This window comes from Thalassotalea loyana (assembly GCF_030161435.1).
GTDB lineage: Bacteria > Pseudomonadota > Gammaproteobacteria > Enterobacterales > Alteromonadaceae > Thalassotalea_G > Thalassotalea_G loyana.
This window is the reverse complement of record NZ_BSSV01000001.1, coordinates 1,081,989-1,100,180: the sequence shown is the minus strand read 5'-3', so window position 1 is coordinate 1,100,180 and position 18,192 is coordinate 1,081,989. Positions and strand designations below refer to the sequence as shown.

Here is an 18,192-nt window from a genome sequence, read left to right as displayed (position 1 = left end):
TTATATCTGATTAATCAAATAGACTAACTGTTAGTTAAAAAAACCAATAATTAGGTTCTAGGATGGCACGTTTTCAACAACAAGATAATTTAATTGGTCAATCAAATAGTTTTCTCGAAGTATTAGAGCAAATTTCTCAAATTGCTCCGTTGAGCAAACCTGTATTAATCATTGGGGAACGAGGGACTGGTAAAGAGCTTATTGCAGCCCGTTTACACTACCTATCTAAACGTTGGGAGCAAAACTATTTAAAGCTCAATTGTGCTGCATTAAATGAAAATTTACTAGAAAGTGAGCTGTTCGGTTACGAGAGTGGCGCTTTTACTGGTGCCAACAAACGACATGAAGGTCGATTTGAACGCGCTCATCTTGGAACGTTATTTCTTGATGAAATTGCTAACACATCAGGTCTCATCCAAGAAAAGTTGTTACGCGTTGTTGAATACGGCGAATTTGAACGCGTTGGCGGTTCAAGAACCTTGAAAACAGATTGTCGATTAATTGCTGCGACTAACGAAGATTTACCGACTTTAGCGGACAAAGGTGAGTTTCGTGCTGATTTACTCGATAGGCTCGCTTTTGATGTAATCACGCTACCTCCGCTAAGAGAGCGTCCAGACGACATTATGGTATTAGCCGAACATTTTGCAATCAATATGGCACGAGAACTGGAATTTGAATTATTTAGCGGTTTTACTGAAAAAGCACGCAAAATGATGCTTGAATACGACTGGCCAGGTAATATTCGTGAATTAAAAAATGTTGTTGAACGCAGTGTTTACCGTTGTAACAATCCTCATTTGCCAGTACATGAGTTAGTGATTGATCCGTTTGAATCGCCTTATCGCCCAACTTCTCGGGTGAAAACGCATGACCGAGTTAGCCAATCGCAGGAGTCGGCACAAAACGTTCAACCGACCACTCAACCAGAGGCACCGGTTACCCAAGTTACACAAAGTGCTCCACAAGATTATAAGTTTCCAGTATCATTGAAAAAACTATCTCAAGAGCATGAAATTCAGTTGATTAACTCAGCGTTGGCTGCTAATCAATTTAATCAGAAAAAAACAGCAGAAGCACTTGAGTTAACTTATCATCAACTTCGAGGGTATTTGAAAAAATACAACTTACTCGATGGTAATATGAATGAAGAAGATTAGAGCGTTATTCAAGTTTCAATATTGTTTAACTGGGGCTATCGCCGCTACGACACTTTTACTGTCTGGTTGTAATAACGACGAAGACGAATCGTTGCGTGAAAAAAGTATCATTTATTGCTCTGAAGGGAGCCCTGAAAGCTTCAACCCTCAGACAGTAACTTCAGGTACAACAGTAGATGCAGTTGCGAACCAGCTATATAACCGACTCATTGCTTTTAATAGTGATGATAATTCAATAATTCCTTCAATTGCTAAATCTTGGCACGTCACTCGTGACGGGAAAAAGGTTACCTTTTACTTACGTAAAGATATTAAATTCCACCAAACGGGTTATTTTACACCTACCCGTAACTTAAATGCCGATGACGTTTTATTTAGCTTTAATCGTATTCTCGATCCTAACAATATATATTACCAAGCCGCGGCAGGCACTTTTCCATACTTTCAAAACGTTAACTTTGCTGGTTTAGTAAACAAAATAGAAAAAATAAATGAGCATACGGTACGTATCAGTTTAAATTATCAAGATGCTTCATTTCTCGCACATATGGCGTCAACCTATGCTGTCATTCTATCAAAAGAATATGCCGACCAATTGAGCAAAACAGGTGACGAAAAGCTAATAGATCAATTGCCTATCGGCACCGGTCCTTATAAGTTTCAGGAGTATCGTACAGGTTCAATTATTCGCTACTATAAGCATGAGGATTATTGGCAAAAAACTAATGATGCTAAGCAGGTTGTGTTTGACATAACAACCAACAACTCTGGTCGTTTGGCGAAGTTATTGGCAGGCGAGTGTGATATCGTTGCGTACCCAATTGCACACAAGAAAATTGAAGAATTTCCAGATGTCACTCTAGAGTCTGTAACTTCACTAAATGTAGCATATTTAGGATTTAATACAGCAAAACCTCCTTTTGACAACAAACTTGTAAGAAAAGCCGTCGCTCATGCAGTTAACAAGAAAGCTATTATTGACGCTGTATACTTCGGGCGTGCAGAGCAAGCAAAATCCGTATTGCCACAAACATCTTGGGCTTATGACACATCATTAACCGAACATCATTATAATCCTGACCTGGCGAGAGCACTATTAATTGAAGCGGGGTATACTGAAGGTTTAACTATTGATGTATGGGCTATGCCTGTTCAAAGGGCATATAACCCCGATGCATTAACCATGGCTAAGTTAATTCAATCTGATTTACAGCAGATTGGCATTCGCGTCAATATTGTCAGCTATGAGTGGGTTACTTTTTTACGTAAGTTATCCAGAGGTGAACATCAAAGCGTGTTACTTGGTTGGTCTGCTGATCACCCAGATCCAGATAACTTCTTCTCACCATTATTAAGTTGTGCTTCTGCAGAAACAGGATCTAACCGAGCATTTTGGTGTAACCAAGATTTTGACGATATCTTAAGTGACGCATTATTGACGACAAACCCAGTGCAGCGCAAAGCATTCTACAGACAAGCAATGGCGATAGTTAAAGAAGAAATTCCATTATTGCCTATCGCTCACTCAAAGCGATATCAAGCAAAAGCAAATTATATTACCGGCAAAAGTCTAGATTCGTTTGGTGGTATTAACCTGAGCCGAGTGCATAAAAACGATTCGGGTGACAAATAATGCTGATTTTTACCCTTCGTCGATTAAACCTATTTGTTTTTACCATTTTTCTGTTGACTGTTTTGTCGTTTAGCTTGTCATTTATGTTCCCAGGCGATTCGCTTATCAATATAAGTGGTGAAGTTACGGCAAATCAAGAGCGTCTTGAAGAACTGGCTGCTAGTTACGGCAAAGACAGTGGTATTGTTTCTCAATATTTTACTTACGTTGGAAAAATATTCAGTGGTGACTATGGCGTATCCATGGTAACGGGATTACCACTTGCAGACACTATCATTAGTCTGATTCCGGCAACGATAGAACTGAGTCTAGTCGCATTGTTTATTGCGATGATTATCGGTATTCCACTTGGGTTTATCGGTGCAATTAGACACCGTAAGAATACGGACAACGTTATCCTATCGATAGCCATGGTTGGTTACTCCTTGCCTGTATTCTGGGTCGGCTTAATGGCCATACAATTCTTATCAATCGAGTTAGGTTGGTTCCCGACGGCAGGTCAACTCAGCCCTGTATATGAAATAGAAAGCCAATATGGCATTTTAATTATCGATATATTACTAAGTGACAGCGCCTATAAGTGGCAAGCCTTTTCGGATGCGACTAGTCATTTAATATTACCTGCAGCCGTTATCGCGCTCGCACCAGCAACAATGTTTATCAGGTTAGCTAGAACAGCAATGTTAGAAGTACTTGAGACACCTTATATTCGAGCGGCGAAAGCAAAGGGCTTGAGCTTTAGCCAAGTTGTTTATTCACATGCTATTCGAAATGCACTTATCATGATTGTGAGACATATAGGTCTTCAATTTGCCAACTTAATTACTATAGCGATGATTACCGAGGTTATATTCAGTTGGCCGGGGATTGGCAGATGGTTGATAGAAAGCATCTATCAGCGTGATTATACGGCGATTCAGGTAGGGCTGCTTATTCTTTCAAGTTTCATCTTCGTTGTGCATATTTTTATCGACTTTTTATATGCAGCGTTAAACCCACTAGCACGAGGTAAAAAGCATGGCTCGTGATAAGATTTACCAAGAAGAAGAGTTTCCATCACCCGTTGTTCAGTTTTGGCTAGAGTTTCGAAAGCAATCTATCGTAAACGTCGCTTTTGTCAGTTTTTTAATACTTGTCTTGATTGCTATTTTCTCTCCATTGTTGGCTCCCTATTCGCCGACTGAAAGTCACATTGACAGTCTATTAATGCCTCCTTCTTGGGACAAAAATGGCGATGTTAGTTTCCTTTTAGGAACCGATCAATTAGGCCGAGATATTTTATCTAGACTGCTGCATGGTGCATCGCTCACCTTTGGTCTCAGTTTCGTTGTCGTCGTCCTTTCATTAGTTATTGGCGTCGTTATTGGGTCTTTTTCAGCCTTAACCAAAGGCGTTAAGTCGAGTGTATTAAACCATATCCTTGATGTAGTTTTGTCGATTCCATCTCTTTTGCTCGCCATCATCATCGTCGCATTACTTGGCCCAGGTATTGAGAATACCCTTTGGGCAATTGTTATGGTGCTCATTCCACAGTTTGTTCACGTTACCCGTAACGCAATAAAAGAAGAATATAAGAAAGACTATGTCTTGGCATCTAAGTTAGATGGTGCAAATAATTTTAGAATACTTACGTATTCTATTTTTCCGAATATCCTAGAAAAAATTGTTACCCAAGCAACATTCGCACAGTCTGCTGCAATCATAGATATTGCTGCGCTCGGGTTCCTTGGATTAGGTGCACCTATCCCAATGCCTGAATGGGGCGCTATGCTGTCAGATGGTATCGACTTGTTTTACATTGCACCATGGACCATTTATTTTCCAGGAATGGCCATTTTCATAGCAGTACTGATAACTAACCTCGTAGGTGAAGGCATTCGACACGCAATTAAAGAGGTTAAAGAAAAGTAATGAACTTATTTGATATTAGAAATCTATCAATCTCATTAAGATCCAATGACACGGATATTCTTGCCGTTGATCGCGTTTCACTAGCAATGAAAGAAGGTGAAGTTAGAGGCCTAGTTGGCGAATCGGGCTCAGGAAAGTCACTACTTGCTCAAGCGATAATGGGCGTATTAGATGATAAGTGGACGGTGTCTGCCGACCGTTTTCATTGGCGTGGCAAAGATCTAATGAACTTAGCCCCTGATGAACGAAAGGCAATAATCGCTAAAGATGTCGCCATGATTTTTCAGGAACCTATGTCTAGCTTGGATCCAACAACAACGATTGGCGAACAAGTTGAAGAAGCAATCGATCCATCATCACTTGAAGGTGGTTTTTGGCAGCGTCGTAAAGCTAGGAAAGCAGAAGCCATTATATTGCTTCACAAAGTGGGGATTAAACACCACGAGATCTGTACCTCGAGTTACCCTCATGAACTTACTGAGGCACTTTGCCAACGTGTAATGATTGCGATAGCGTTAGCTAAAAAGCCTATTTTATTGATTGCCGATGAGCCAACTGCTGCAATGGAGAGCCGCAATCAAGGACAGATTTTTCGTCTGCTGGCGAGCCTTAATCAATTAAAAAGCATGTCTATATTGTTAATTAGTCATGATTTAGAAAACGTGACACATTGGACAAACACAATTACTGTGATGTATAGCGGCCAGTTTGTTGAAGCCGGTACGACCAAACAAATATTTAAGACCCCTTTGCATCCGTATACCAGAGCACTAGTAGACAGCAGTCCTGCCGCCAATATGGAATTGCCGCCAAAATCACGATTAAAAGCCTTGCCTGGCAGTATTCCTGTACTACAACATTTACCTATCGGGTGCAGGTTAGGACCGAGATGCCCTAAAGCGCAAAGGAAATGTGTTACCGCACCTAAAGCAAAAAACTATCATGGCCACGTAGTCAGTTGTCATTTTAACCTTAAAGAGAGTTCATGATGAGTTGCTTACTTAAGGTCACCGATTTAAGTAAAACGTTTAAGTTACCGGGCTACTGGTTAAACAAGAAAACTTTTACTGCGCTTGATCCTATAACATTCAACATAGACGCCAACCAAACGCTTGCGATAGTCGGTGAAGTTGGTTCCGGAAAGTCTACACTTGCAAAATTACTCGTTGGCGCTGAAGACCCTACAACTGGCAAGATAGAATTAGGTGGAGAAACGCTGCACACTGGCGATTTTAGTCAACGATGCCAGAAAGTAAGGATGATATTTCAAGATTCAGGGACAACACTTAACCCAAGTTTAACGATACAGCAAATATTAGATGAGCCACTTAAATTAAATACACAGTTAAATGATTTGGAGCGCATGGAATTAATGCGTGAGACGTTAAAAAAAGTCGGTATGCTCCCTGAACATCTACACTTTTATCCTCATATGTTTTCTGGTGGACAAAAGCAACGCATCTCGCTAGCAAGAGCAATAATTCTTCAGCCTAAAGTGCTCATTTTAGATGAGGCGTTGGCAGCACTGGACCCTTCACTGCGCTCACAAATGTTGAATCTATTACTAGATCTTCAACAACAAATGGGACTAGCCTTTGTACTGATATCGCAAAACTTAGGTATTGTAAGGCATGCCAGCGATCATTTAATCGTGCTAAAAGATGGAAAAGTTGTAGAGCAAGGGCCAACACAACAAGTGTTCAACAACCCCAAAGACAAATACACAAAAATGTTGATGATGAGCCAACACTTGAAGCTAGGCCATCCAACGACCTGATAAGATGAAAACAAAAAAGCTCAACACATTGTTGAGCTTTTTTATCCAATCAATACAGCGGTGCTATTTTAATATGTTATCAACCGTTCCTTGAGCTAATGGGTGATAACCTGGGCGAGCAATAGCATAAACTCTTTGCGCCCATTGTTTTCCTTCAGCAGACTCTGAAAGCTTTTTATACAAAGGTACAATTAACTTTCGACGACCGATACTGACTAAGTAATCTTCCATTGCCGGATAAATGTTATCGTAGCCAACACGAAGTGATAATAAATACCAAGCATGAGCAACTTCCGCGTTAGTACTAGAAGTCAAATTATATGCTTGATCAAGCTTTGACATCCATTCTTGTGAAATATTAAGTGGTAAATTATTAATAAAATGCAACCACTCATGTACTGTCCAACCGTCAGTTGGCAATAACGCTAAGTCCAGCTGTCCAGCCAATAAATCAAAAATTTGTTTATCAATGGTGGTGAAGGCATCAGATGTTGGTTTTGGTGCATAAGCTGGTAGTCCTTGTTCATAAATCCACTCTCTAGCCTGCTTCTCGCTTACAACCCCTGGATACTTATTGATTAAGTTGGTCATTAAATATTGTTCAAAAGCTTTGGTACCTAGGCTTTGAAAAGCATGATCGTCAAAATACTTTCGAATAAAGCGATCAAACTTTTCACGACCATATTGATGCTCTAGGTAAACGAGGAACTGCTGACCTTTTATATACGGCACGCCTGAAAACGCGTCATCTGGATCTCTGCCCGCAAGGTCAATGTATAACTGCGTATCGCCCGGTGCTAATTCAGCAAGTTCATAGCCTAAACTCTGGGTATCTAACGCTTGCTCCATCATCGCGCGTTTTGTGCCAAACACTTGCTCCATTATGCGATTCTCAACATAACTCGTGAAACCTTCATTAAGCCATAAATCGCGCCATGTTTCATTTGTCACTAGATTGCCAGACCAAGAGTGAGCCAGTTCATGGGCAATTAAGTTAACTAAGCTTTTGTCACCAGCAATAACCGTTGGTGTGATAAATGACAAGCGAGGATTTTCCATGCCGCCAAATGGAAAGCTAGGAGGAAGTACTAATAAATCGTAACGCCCCCAACGATACTCACCAAATAATTGTTCCGTCTCATCAATCATTTTCTGAGTGTCGTTAAATTCAGCGACAGCCGAATCAACAATACTTGGTTCACCATAGATACCTGTAATACTGCTCATTGGTTTGAAGGTTAGATCACCAGCAGCAATTGCAATCAAATAAGGTGGGATAGCTTGCGGCATCTCAAAATAATAATCACCGTCTCGTTTCGTCTCTGGTTCATTGTTTGCGCTCATTACCGCCAGCAGTTGCTCAGGTGTTTTAATTCGAGCAGAATATGTCATTCTAACACTGGGTGTATCTTGAATTGGCATCCAAGATCTTGCATGTATTGCTTGAGACTGACTAAACATAAATGGTTGCTTTTTACCTGCTGTTTGAGCAGGTGTTAACCACTGTAAGCCTGATGCTTTCGGTGTAGAGTGGTAATATACACGCAATGCTTGGGCTTGAAAGCCAATATTCAATGTGAGCTCTTGGCCTAAAACATCGTCATAACTTCCTAACGTAAACTCTACCGATTTCCAGCTACCATTAGGCGTTCTTGCCATTGCTTGTTTTATAACTAGATCACGTGTATCCAAAATAACGGTTGTTGTCTTTTCATTTAACCAATTTAAGGATAAATCAGCAAATCCAATTAACTGCTTTTTTTCAAAATCAACAGTTAAGTCTAGATAAAGGTGCGATACATTGACTTGATCATAGTTAGCGTAAGTATATGCGTCATTTTTCTGCGCCCAGCTGATACTGGTGAATAACAAACTCGCTAACACTAGCACTTTTGTATAATACAAATTTACTCTCCCCAAAAAAATAAGGCCTAAAGGTTGTCACAACCTCTAGGCCTATTCAATAAATTTATCAGTTAATATCTATGGCTTGTCCATTCGAATGACAACGCGTCGGTTTTGCTCTCGACCAAGGATTGTTTGGTTTGAAGCAATATGACGTTTTTCTCCGTAGCCAGTTGCTGAAATTCTTGCTATATCAATACCTGCATCGACGAAATATTGTTGAATTTTTGCCGCACGACGTTCAGACAGCTTCAGGTTTGGCCAACGACCACCATAACTATCGGTATATGCGTCGATTAACACTAATTCTAAATCTGTATCAAGCGATAGGTACTCGGTAATCATGGAGATACGCTTCTTCGACGCTTTAGTTAATTCATCTGTGTTTGACTCATAATTGAGCACTGTGTATGCAATATCATCAAAACTGTAATTTAATAAACTACCTACACAGCCAACAAAATCTTCATAGGCTTTTCCAAACCTAGCTGGTGATAAACCGACAGCAACTTTATTGGTATCGTTATACCAATCTTGATAATAAACCTTAGGATTCATTCCTTGCTCGAGCTCAGTCAACATTGTCCAAGCGACTTTCTTAGGTAAACTTGGAGAAAACTGCTTATGTAGATCCATTTGAGCAATCACTCGCCCTTTATGTCCGGGCTTCCAGCTTGGTGGAACTGATCGAACTTCGGCAACACCGTAAGTATCAGGCAACCGCAACATATCTAGTTCAAACTGCATATTCATTTGGCGATTGGCTACTGAAGAAAAAGTTGCCTCACCATAATTTGGAATTTCATGTGAAAGCGTACACTTCAAACGTGAATTTTCAGCGAGTTGCCATCGAGAATCATACAAATCAGCTTCATACTGGCGCACCATTGCATGACTTGAAAAAGCCGTAACAAGTGCACTTAAGGCAAAAGGTAATAATCTCATCATTGGGGCCAACTATCGTTATTCGTCACTATTTTATCGGCATCTATACCCACTACTTTAATATAATTTTCCTTAAAGCGCGAAATAACTATCAACTGGTATAGCTTATCGTTGGTATTGCCCCTATTTTCTGAGATAATTATGAATAAATCTAATCAATTATCCAATTACATGTCACAAGCGCCAGTTAATTCAGCAACCTCTCAAACAACCACGACTCAGACAGAAATCAAAGCAAAATCTTTATTTGCTCAACGCTTTAGAGGATATTTCCCTGTGGTTGTAGATGTTGAAACAGCTGGCTTCAACGCCAAAACAGATGCGCTGTTGGAGATTGCAGCAACCACGTTAACAATGGATGAAGAAACCGGTGCGCTCTCGCTAGATGAAAGCATTAGTTTCAACATTGAGCCTTTTGAAGGTGCAAATTTAGAGCCATCAGCGCTCGCTTTTACCGGTATAGATCCTACGCACCCTTTACGCGGCAATATTGAAGAATCTGAAGCACTAAAAACAATATTTAAATTGGTTAGGAAAAAAATGAAAGCAGCAGGTTGCCAGCGAGCGATCATGGTCGCTCATAATGCTGCTTTTGATTTAGGCTTTTTAAATGCGGCAATTGAAAGAACGAATATAAAACGTAGTCCTTTTCATCCTTTCGTAAGTTTTGATACCGCAACATTAGCTGGACTTGCTCTCGGTCAAACGGTATTAGCTAAAGCCTGTGAAGCTGCAATGATCGATTTCGACAATAAAGAAGCACACAGTGCACTCTATGATACAGAACGTACGGCAGAGTTGTTCTGTTTTATTGTCAATAAATGGCAATCGTTAGGTGGCTGGCCCTTACCAGTAGCAGAAGACTCAGCTTAAAATCTTGATGGTTGAAACACACGGTTATGAAAACGACACAAAAGATGTCTCATCGCAATAACCATCAATCCAATGGCGCATAACGTAATCGCTAAATGCTGGCTGATATAAATAATTGCTAACGCAATAAATCCATATAAAAACGGTAAATATTCGTAAATTAGGTGCGGTAACCGAGCTTTCAAAGTTCGTTTGCCAAATGGATGTTTGTTTTTATACGACAAATAAAACTGAACCGTAATAACGCTTGCCAAACAATACAACGATATCGCCCATAACATAATATGTTGAGGCGCTTTTGTGGCGACCGCCCAAATACAAAATACAAAACAAATAAGTGGTAAGACTTTCATGATCAATCCTTAATCAATAGATAGTTCCGTTTAAAATTCGAGCAAAGATTTTACGCCGAATAAACAAAAAAGCCAGCTAAGAGCTGACTTTTTTTTATACAATTTTTTAATTAAAAACTATGTAATATGTTTATTAATTATAATTTGTCTGCATTGTCAGATAAGTATGATGCAACACCTTCTGGAGAAGCTGTCATACCGTCATCACCTTTGTTCCAACCAGCAGGACAAACTTCACCGTGCTCTTGGTGGAATTGAAGCGCGTCAACCATGCGGATCATTTCGTCAACGTTACGACCTAATGGTAAGTCGTTAACTACTTGATGACGTACATTACCTTCTTCGTCAATTAAGAAAGAACCACGGAACGCAACACCTGCTTCTGGGTGCTCAACATCGTATGCTTGACAGATTTCGTGCTTAACGTCAGCAACTAAAGTGTATTTAACTGGACCAATACCACCTTCGTTTACTGGCGTGTTACGCCATGCATTGTGTGAGAACTGTGAATCAATTGAAACACCAATTACTTCAACACCACGTGCTTTAAACTCTTCCATACGGTGGTCAAAAGCAAGTAACTCTGAAGGACATACGAATGTGAAGTCTAATGGGTAGAAAAATACTACTGCTTTTTTACCTTTGATTGCTTCGCTAAGCGTGAACTCATCAACGATTTCACCAGAACCTAATACCGCAGCAGCAGTAAAGTCTGGTGCTGGACGACCAACTAATACACTCATTTTTTTCTCCAATATTTTTTTAAATATTATGTGTAAAGTAAACTGTTAAATAATCAGCATTTATATAGATGCGGATTTAAAAAATAAATTCAACAGCAATAAATAATTTTTTATGCGTTTTCGCTATCTGCTTGCGCTGCTTCTTTAACAAGCTCTTGTAATTCGCCTTGCTGGTACATTTCTAAAATAATGTCACAACCACCAATCAATTCGCCATTTATCCATAATTGAGGGAATGTTGGCCAATCAGCATATTTAGGAAGTTCTGCGCGAATATCAGGGTTTTGTAAAATATCAACGTAAGCAAATTTTTCACCGATAGACATCATTGCCTGAGCAGCTTGAGAAGAAAAGCCACAACTAGGTAATTTTGGTGACCCTTTCATGTACAATAAAATAGCGTTTTGAGAAATCTGTTCTTTAATACGTTCAATCGTATCCATAATAACCTCTATCGTTTAGCTTAATGCATTAGTTTATGGTGACTTTGTTACGTAATATCAAGTTAGGATCATTTTTTTATCTTCTATAAAAAAACAAATTGGTCTTGATAAAACCTATGGCAAACCCCATAAATATGAGTAAAATAAGCTTATCTTAAAAAACTTGAGTATTTTACTAGGTTTTTAACAAAAGCAAACTCTTTCTTTGTTTTTGTTCAAGATTAAAATTACATAAACCATTCCTGGAGAGAAAAATGGCAATTGAATTACCAGCGTTACCTTACGCTCAAGATGCACTTGAGCCACACATTTCAAAAGAAACTTTAGAGTATCACTACGGTAAGCACCACAACACATACGTTGTTAAACTTAACGGCCTAATCGAAGGTACTGACTTTGCAGGCAAATCTTTAGAAGATATCGTTAAGTCTTCTGAAGGTGGCGTATTCAACAATGCTGCTCAAATTTGGAACCACACGTTTTACTGGAACTCACTAGCACCAAACGCTGGTGGCGAGCCAAAAGGTGCATTAGCAGATGCTATTAACGCTCAATTTGGTTCATTCGATGAATTCAAAGCCAAGTTTAACGACAGCGCAGTAAATAACTTTGGTTCTAGCTGGACATGGTTAGTAAAAAATGCAGACGGTAGCCTAGCAATCGTTAACACGTCTAATGCTGCAACTCCACTAACAGAAGAAGGCGTTACGCCGTTAATCACTGTTGATTTATGGGAACATGCATACTACATCGATTACCGTAACTTACGTCCAAGCTACATGGAAGCTTTCTGGGCACTAGCTAACTGGGATTTCGCTGAGGCGAACTTCGCAGGTTAATGCTGATAAAGAATGACAAAATGGGGTTAGCACATCGTGCTAACCCCATTTTTTTGGTTTACGGTTCGAGCTAGAAATTAGCTATCACTTTTACACTATCGTTAACACTTCCCGCATCAACGTAGCCAATAGCCCCAGGGTTACTGCTAACAAAATTAATAACGTCAGCATCAGACCCCAACTCTTTTGGCGGTTTCCCTTTTCCTGAGAAAACTTGTTTAGACCAATACGCCTTTATCTGACTCGAGCTTTTTCCAAGCGCATTTTTCTCGAATGCTTCACGCACTGGAGAGCCTGCAGCAAGATTGACCGGAGTCACAGAGCTACCATCACCAAATTTCTTAAGTTTTCCCAAGAAGATACGCGACACATCACTGCCTGCGACACTATTTGCATTGGCGGCACCAACAATCACAACTACTTCAGCAACAACAGCAGGTGATACAAACATTAAACTACATAAAACTAAAGTTATTAAACGTTTCATACATCCCCCTTAAAATACCGTCACTAATGCCATGCGCAATAGACCAGCATCACCACTTGAGTCTAAATCATCGGAATAATCGGTGTATTCAAATTTTAATGCCGCCGAATCATGAAAATCCCAGCGAGCACCTAAGGTAATAAATGTCGTATCTTCAGCTTGAGATTGTGTTGCACCGTTTGTCGACGCAATCAAGAAATCAAGAGTGGGATCCACACCAACAGGAATGCCTGCGGTTAATGATGCTCCATCATTATTATCGGCTCCGTAAGTAACATGATAAGTTACGGTGTTTACTCGTTTACCGAGCATGACATAGTACGAGTCATTTTCATGTAAAAAAGTATCACCGGTATCAATTTCGGTATACTCACCAACCACTAACCAATCGTTATAATCAATCTGGAAGCCGACTTCGAGAAAATCGCCATCGTCTTCTTCCATTTTTAATAGATTGCCAACACTTGCATACGGCGTCTGTGCCCAACCAGCAGCCAAAGCATCAATATCTTCTACAGGGATCGTAGATGTCGCAACAGCATAAGCCACACGAAATGTAAACCAATCACGAGTCGCGGTAAAAGAGAGTGCAGCGATATCGTCAAATGTTGGGTCGACTACCGCACCTGCAATCACGGCTTCATTGTCATTTGAACCGTAAGTGAAGTGAGTCGTGGTATCGAAACTTCCAAGGGATGCATTATAGATAAAGCCCACCCCGTCAAACGTATCGAATGGTAAACTATAAACTCCCTCTGGAGGCGTTATCCAAGGATAAGCGTAAGAAACATCTAGAAAATCAGAATACATGTAAAACGGAGCACGTTGACGACCTACCAGCATTCGCAGGTTATCAGTAAAGTCATAACTAATGTAGGCCCAAGCAAACTCTGGATCCCAATCATCTTCTCCTTTTGCTAATATTTGCGCGATAACACCAAGTCCATTTCCTAAATCGGAGCTTGCTTGAATTGCAATCAATGATCCATTGTCAAAGTTAATTGAATCATCAAAGCCGTATAGGCTTTCATCACTAGACATCGTCTGCCCTGCAACAATAGAAGCAAAACCATTCCAATTGATGTCGACAGCACTAACCGACGTTGAGATAAGTGATGCTATTGCTAGCGCACTTAGTTTTGTTTTCATACTTGCTCTCCCCCGCCTGCTTTGGCGTTGTTTCATGTCGTAAAAATTAAACTTTAAATTTAGAAGTTACGTCTGCTAGCTCTGCGGCCAGATCATTTAATTGATTAGAAACTGAAGCTATTTCAAGCGATGCTGTTGATGCTTCTTCAGCACAATGTTGAATATCTTCAACTTGCTCTACCATGAGGCCCGCAACTGTATTTTGTTCTTCGGTTGCCACAGCGATTGCACCATTCATATCAGATATCGTGTTTACGGTACTGGTGATAACAGATAGGCGGTCGCCTGCTTGATTCGCACTTTCAACAGAGGCTTCAACTCTAGAGCGAGAACTATCCATCATATCAACTGCTTTACCAGCAGCAGTCTGAAGCTGCTCAAGCATTTGGTTAATTTCTTCTGTAGATTCTTGAGTTCTAGAAGCTAAATTACGCACTTCGTCTGCAACCACGGCAAAACCACGGCCTTGCTCACCGGCTCTAGCTGCCTCGATTGCAGCATTCAATGCGAGTAAGTTTGTCTGCTCTGCGATACCTTTAATCACATCTAGAACGACATTTACTCTATTCGTGTCTTCTTGGAGCTGGTTAATGGTTTCTGCGGCGGTAGAGACGGTTTGCTCCAAATCCTTAATGCCATCGACCGTTTGTTGAACAACCTCTCGACCTTGTTCTGCTTCGTTGTTAGCATTATTTGCCGCATCTGCTGCATCAGCTGCATTGCGCGTGATGTCAGCAACGGAGTGACTCATTTCTTCAACAGACTGCCTCGATTGAACAACGGCATTACTTTGCTTTTCAAATGAGGCAATCGTTTGATTCGAAAGACTTTGTATACTGTTAGCTGTGTTGGCTACGGGTTCTGCTGTCTCAACAACGTTTTTAATCACTTTTTGAAGCTTTTCTATAAAGCTATTGAACCAATGAACTAACTCACCTATTTCATCCTGGCTTTGGGTTTGGATTCTTACAGTCAAATCGCCATTTTCTTGAGCGATATCTTTCATTGACGCTATCAGCTCAACTAAGCTTCGTTTTGCGATTAAAGCAATAGGGATTGCCGCTGCAAACAGTGCAACGATAGTAACAATGCCTATGATAATCCCTGTTTGCCCTGTGGACTCTGCTTTATCTACAACTGACTCAAAGGCTTGATTAAACGATGTTAATCGTGCGCTTTGAAAATCTTTAATTTGAGACTTTATCGACTCAAACTTGCCATTTATTCTTGCTGCTTTATCAGCAATTTTGTCAAAATCAGCAGTGCCATCAATCATTTGATTAGAGAGCTCGCTTGCCTCAATCAAATAACCGTCAAAATCTTTCAACCAATCTCTTATAAATCGACCACTGTTTTGATCAAGTGAGGCAACAGACATTAATCGCTCATTAAGCTCATTTGCCGTCTCTCTAGCGCTATCAACTAACTCAGCCTCACCCATCGTAGCTGCATTGGCTAACGTTTCTTTAATTTTATCCAATCGAACAATGGCAAACTCTGACGCCGTCAATAGTCTAAATTCAACCTTATAAGCGTTATTTAACAAAGACTGTGTTTGAGACATGGTCACCAAACTCGTTGTCAGATAAATACAGAAACCTATCGCACCAACAACAGGTATCACGAGTATTTTTATTTGTATCGATAATGAACTAAACCAATTCATAAGTTATCTTCTCACCTGGTAGCCAATTGAGTCGTGTTTTCTTAAGTTTAGAAAACATCTGAAAAAATGCCTTATTTTTTATATGGCTAAACAATAATTGGTGATATTTGAGGGGTTATAAGCGGGTGCACTGTAAGAGTTACATGTTTATAGATGCTCAGTGAAAAATAAAATGTCACTTTATTATCGTGTCGACGCTCACCAATTCAGCGACCCACTGACGATAAATCGTTTCCACATTTAATTAAAATTTCACAACAATTTATTAAATTTCCTCGAAAATTTCGCTAAACCAACTAGGCTTAAAATAGGTCTCTGAATTTCCCGGTCTACTTATATGTAGTCTTTTTTTTGAAAAAGCGTTGGAGGGGATATGTCTATTTTTCAACATTTTAAAAATCGTTACGACGAGGCGCTCGAGGAGCGTTACAGCATTCAACAATTTCTAGATATATGTCGCGATAATCCAATGGCTTATGCCAGTGCCGCGCAAAGACTGTTGCACGCCATTGGTGAGCCAGAAATGGTTGATACATCATCGGATGCTAGGTTAAGCCGAATTTTTTCGAACCGAGTGATTGCTCGCTACCCTGCGTTTTCTGAGTTTTATGGAATGGAAGACGCTATAGAGCAAATTGTTTCCTACTTAACTCACGCTTCACAAGGGCTTGAAGAACAGAAACAGATTCTTTATTTGCTAGGCCCGGTTGGTGGCGGCAAATCATCATTAGCCGAGAAGCTTAAGGCCTTAATGCAACAAGAGCCAATCTATGTGTTGTGCGCAAATGGCGAGTGCAGTCCCGTTAATGACCACCCGTTTTGTTTATTCGATGCCAACGCAGACGGCAAAATATTACAGGAAGAATACCAGGTTCCAAAACGTTACCTGAAAACTATCATGTCACCATGGGCAGCCAAGCGCTTGCACGAATTTAAAGGTGATATTGCGAAGTTCGAAGTTGTTAAAACCTACCCTTCTATTCTGGATCAGATTGCAATCGCAAAAACAGAGCCCGGAGATGACAACAACCAAGATATTTCATCTTTGGTAGGTAAGGTCGACATACGCCAATTGGAGCATTTTGCGCAGAATGACGCCGATGCATATAGCTACTCTGGCGCGCTTTGCCGAGCAAACCAAGGGGTTATGGAGTTTGTAGAGATGTTTAAAGCGCCAATAAAAGTGCTACATCCCTTATTAACAGCGACACAAGAAGGCAATTACAATCCTACTGAAGGTTTATCTGCGCTGCCGTTCGATGGCATTATTTTAGCCCATTCAAATGAATCAGAATGGCAAACTTTTCGCAATAACAAAAACAACGAGGCATTCTTAGACCGCGTTTATATTGTGAAAGTGCCTTATTGTATGCGAGTAACCGAAGAAGTAAAAATTTATCAGAAACTCATCGAAAACAGTGAGCTTAACGAGGCACAGTGTGCGCCAGATACGCTCGAGACACTCGCTAAATTCAGCGTACTTTCTCGATTAAAATCACCTGAAAATTCAAGCATATTTTCTAAAATGCGAGTATACGACGGCGATAGTTTGAAAGACACCGATCCCAAAGCAAAGTCGTACCAAGAATATCGAGATTTTGCCGGCGTTGACGAGGGAATGGCGGGGTTATCCACTCGATTTGCCTTCAAAATATTATCGAGAGTATTTAACTTTGATCACCTCGAGGTTGCAGCAAACCCCGTTCATTTGTTTTATGTACTTGAACAGCAAATTGAGCGTGAACAGCTTCCACAAGAAATCTCTGAAAAATATCTATCTTTCATTAAAGAGTTCTTAATTCCAGAATACATAGACTTTATCGGCAAAGAAATTCAAACCGCATATTTAGAGTCCTATTCTGAGTATGGCCAAAATATTTTTGATCGATATGTTACTTATGCAGATTTCTGGATTCAGGATCAAGAGTACCGCGATACAGAGACGGGACAACTATTTGATCGCGAGGCGCTTAACAATGAGTTAGAAAAAATAGAAAAACCTGCAGGTATTAGTAATCCTAAAGATTTTCGTAACGAGATTGTTAATTTTGTTTTACGTGCTAAAGCAAACAACAATGGCAAGAACCCAAATTGGACAAGTTACGAGAAGCTAAAATCAGTCATCGAGAAGAAAATGTTCTCAAATACTGAAGATCTACTACCTGTAATTTCGTTTAACACCAAAACGTCATCTGAAGATCAGAAAAAACACGACAATTTTGTTGAGCGCATGATGGACAAGGGATATACCCAAAAACAAGTCAGACTCCTATCAGAGTGGTATTTAAGAGTAAGGAAGTCAACTTAG

17 protein-coding genes are annotated in these 18,192 nt (G+C 40.1%); 9 read left to right on the top strand and 8 right to left on the bottom strand.

The window, feature by feature from the left end; genetic code table 11:
• The first annotated feature begins 62 nt into the window (after positions 1 to 62).
• The 6 genes from pspF to QQK05_RS04810 are packed head-to-tail and all read left to right on the top strand — an operon-like array spanning position 63 to position 6,481.
• Positions 63 to 1,160 (top strand): phage shock protein operon transcriptional activator, encoded by a 1,098-nt coding sequence (pspF, locus tag QQK05_RS04835; RefSeq protein ID WP_284296339.1) that lies wholly within the window; start codon positions 63 to 65, stop codon positions 1,158 to 1,160.
• Positions 1,147 to 2,793 (top strand): ABC transporter substrate-binding protein, encoded by a 1,647-nt coding sequence (locus QQK05_RS04830; protein ID WP_284296338.1) that lies wholly within the window; start codon positions 1,147 to 1,149, stop codon positions 2,791 to 2,793. The genes pspF and QQK05_RS04830 overlap by 14 nt, the downstream gene beginning before the upstream one ends.
• Positions 2,793 to 3,821: an ABC transporter permease gene (locus QQK05_RS04825; protein ID WP_284296337.1), complete on the top strand. Its 1,029-nt coding sequence runs from the start codon at positions 2,793 to 2,795 to the stop codon at positions 3,819 to 3,821. Before QQK05_RS04830 ends, QQK05_RS04825 begins: the two co-directional genes overlap by 1 nt.
• Entirely contained in the window at positions 3,811 to 4,704 is an 894-nt protein-coding gene (locus tag QQK05_RS04820; protein ID WP_284296336.1) for an ABC transporter permease subunit, read from the top strand. The genes QQK05_RS04825 and QQK05_RS04820 overlap by 11 nt, the downstream gene beginning before the upstream one ends.
• Entirely contained in the window at positions 4,704 to 5,693 is a 990-nt protein-coding gene (locus QQK05_RS04815; protein WP_284296334.1) for a peptide ABC transporter ATP-binding protein, read from the top strand. Before QQK05_RS04820 ends, QQK05_RS04815 begins: the two co-directional genes overlap by 1 nt.
• Complete coding sequence (locus tag QQK05_RS04810; protein ID WP_284296332.1) at positions 5,690 to 6,481, top strand: ATP-binding cassette domain-containing protein; 792 nt, start codon at positions 5,690 to 5,692, stop codon at positions 6,479 to 6,481. The genes QQK05_RS04815 and QQK05_RS04810 overlap by 4 nt, the downstream gene beginning before the upstream one ends.
• 63 nt (positions 6,482 to 6,544) lie before the next feature.
• Here QQK05_RS04810 and QQK05_RS04805 read toward each other — a convergent pair whose 3' ends face one another.
• Positions 6,545 to 8,386: a M1 family metallopeptidase gene (locus QQK05_RS04805; RefSeq protein ID WP_407704851.1), complete on the bottom strand. Its 1,842-nt coding sequence runs from the start codon at positions 8,384 to 8,386 to the stop codon at positions 6,545 to 6,547.
• A 78-nt stretch (positions 8,387 to 8,464) separates the two neighbouring features.
• Complete coding sequence (locus tag QQK05_RS04800; protein ID WP_284296457.1) at positions 8,465 to 9,331, bottom strand: flagellar protein MotY; 867 nt, start codon at positions 9,329 to 9,331, stop codon at positions 8,465 to 8,467.
• Between the two features lie 171 nt (positions 9,332 to 9,502).
• Here QQK05_RS04800 and rnt point away from each other — a divergent pair, with 171 nt between their 5' ends.
• On the top strand, positions 9,503 to 10,204 hold the full coding sequence (gene rnt / locus QQK05_RS04795) for a ribonuclease T (protein ID WP_284296455.1): 702 nt from the start codon (positions 9,503 to 9,505) through the stop codon (positions 10,202 to 10,204).
• On the opposite strand, the gene QQK05_RS04790 is transcribed toward rnt, so the two are convergent.
• From QQK05_RS04790 to grxD, 3 genes are all read right to left on the bottom strand, one after another.
• Positions 10,201 to 10,557, bottom strand: a complete 357-nt coding sequence (locus QQK05_RS04790) for a hypothetical protein (protein WP_284296330.1) — start codon at positions 10,555 to 10,557, stop codon at positions 10,201 to 10,203. The two genes, rnt and QQK05_RS04790, sit on opposite strands and share 4 nt — an antisense overlap.
• A 137-nt stretch (positions 10,558 to 10,694) precedes the next feature.
• Positions 10,695 to 11,300, bottom strand: a complete 606-nt coding sequence (locus QQK05_RS04785) for a peroxiredoxin (protein WP_284296327.1) — start codon at positions 11,298 to 11,300, stop codon at positions 10,695 to 10,697.
• Between the two features lie 110 nt (positions 11,301 to 11,410).
• Positions 11,411 to 11,743 carry a Grx4 family monothiol glutaredoxin gene (gene grxD / locus QQK05_RS04780; RefSeq protein ID WP_284296326.1) on the bottom strand — a complete coding sequence of 111 codons (333 nt, stop codon included), beginning with the start codon at positions 11,741 to 11,743 and terminating at the stop codon, positions 11,411 to 11,413.
• A gap of 254 nt (positions 11,744 to 11,997) precedes the next feature.
• Between grxD and sodB the strand changes: the two genes are divergently transcribed.
• On the top strand, positions 11,998 to 12,582 hold the full coding sequence (sodB, locus tag QQK05_RS04775) for a superoxide dismutase [Fe] (protein ID WP_284296324.1): 585 nt from the start codon (positions 11,998 to 12,000) through the stop codon (positions 12,580 to 12,582).
• Positions 12,583 to 12,652: 70 nt separating this feature from the next.
• On the opposite strand, the gene QQK05_RS04770 is transcribed toward sodB, so the two are convergent.
• Genes QQK05_RS04770 through QQK05_RS04760 form a run of 3 tightly spaced genes read right to left on the bottom strand, consistent with a single transcriptional unit; the run spans position 12,653 to position 15,884 of the window.
• The gene (locus QQK05_RS04770; protein WP_284296323.1) at positions 12,653 to 13,069 is read right to left on the bottom strand and encodes a type 2 periplasmic-binding domain-containing protein; all 417 of its coding nucleotides are present in this window, start codon (positions 13,067 to 13,069) and stop codon (positions 12,653 to 12,655) included.
• A 9-nt stretch (positions 13,070 to 13,078) separates the two neighbouring features.
• Entirely contained in the window at positions 13,079 to 14,218 is a 1,140-nt protein-coding gene (locus QQK05_RS04765; protein ID WP_284296321.1) for a porin, read from the bottom strand.
• Between the two features lie 46 nt (positions 14,219 to 14,264).
• A complete protein-coding gene (locus QQK05_RS04760; RefSeq protein WP_284296319.1) occupies positions 14,265 to 15,884 on the bottom strand; it encodes a methyl-accepting chemotaxis protein in 1,620 nt (539 codons plus the stop codon).
• A 373-nt stretch (positions 15,885 to 16,257) separates the two neighbouring features.
• Between QQK05_RS04760 and QQK05_RS04755 the strand changes: the two genes are divergently transcribed.
• Positions 16,258 to 18,192 carry a PrkA family serine protein kinase gene (locus QQK05_RS04755; RefSeq protein ID WP_284296317.1) on the top strand — a complete coding sequence of 645 codons (1,935 nt, stop codon included), beginning with the start codon at positions 16,258 to 16,260 and terminating at the stop codon, positions 18,190 to 18,192.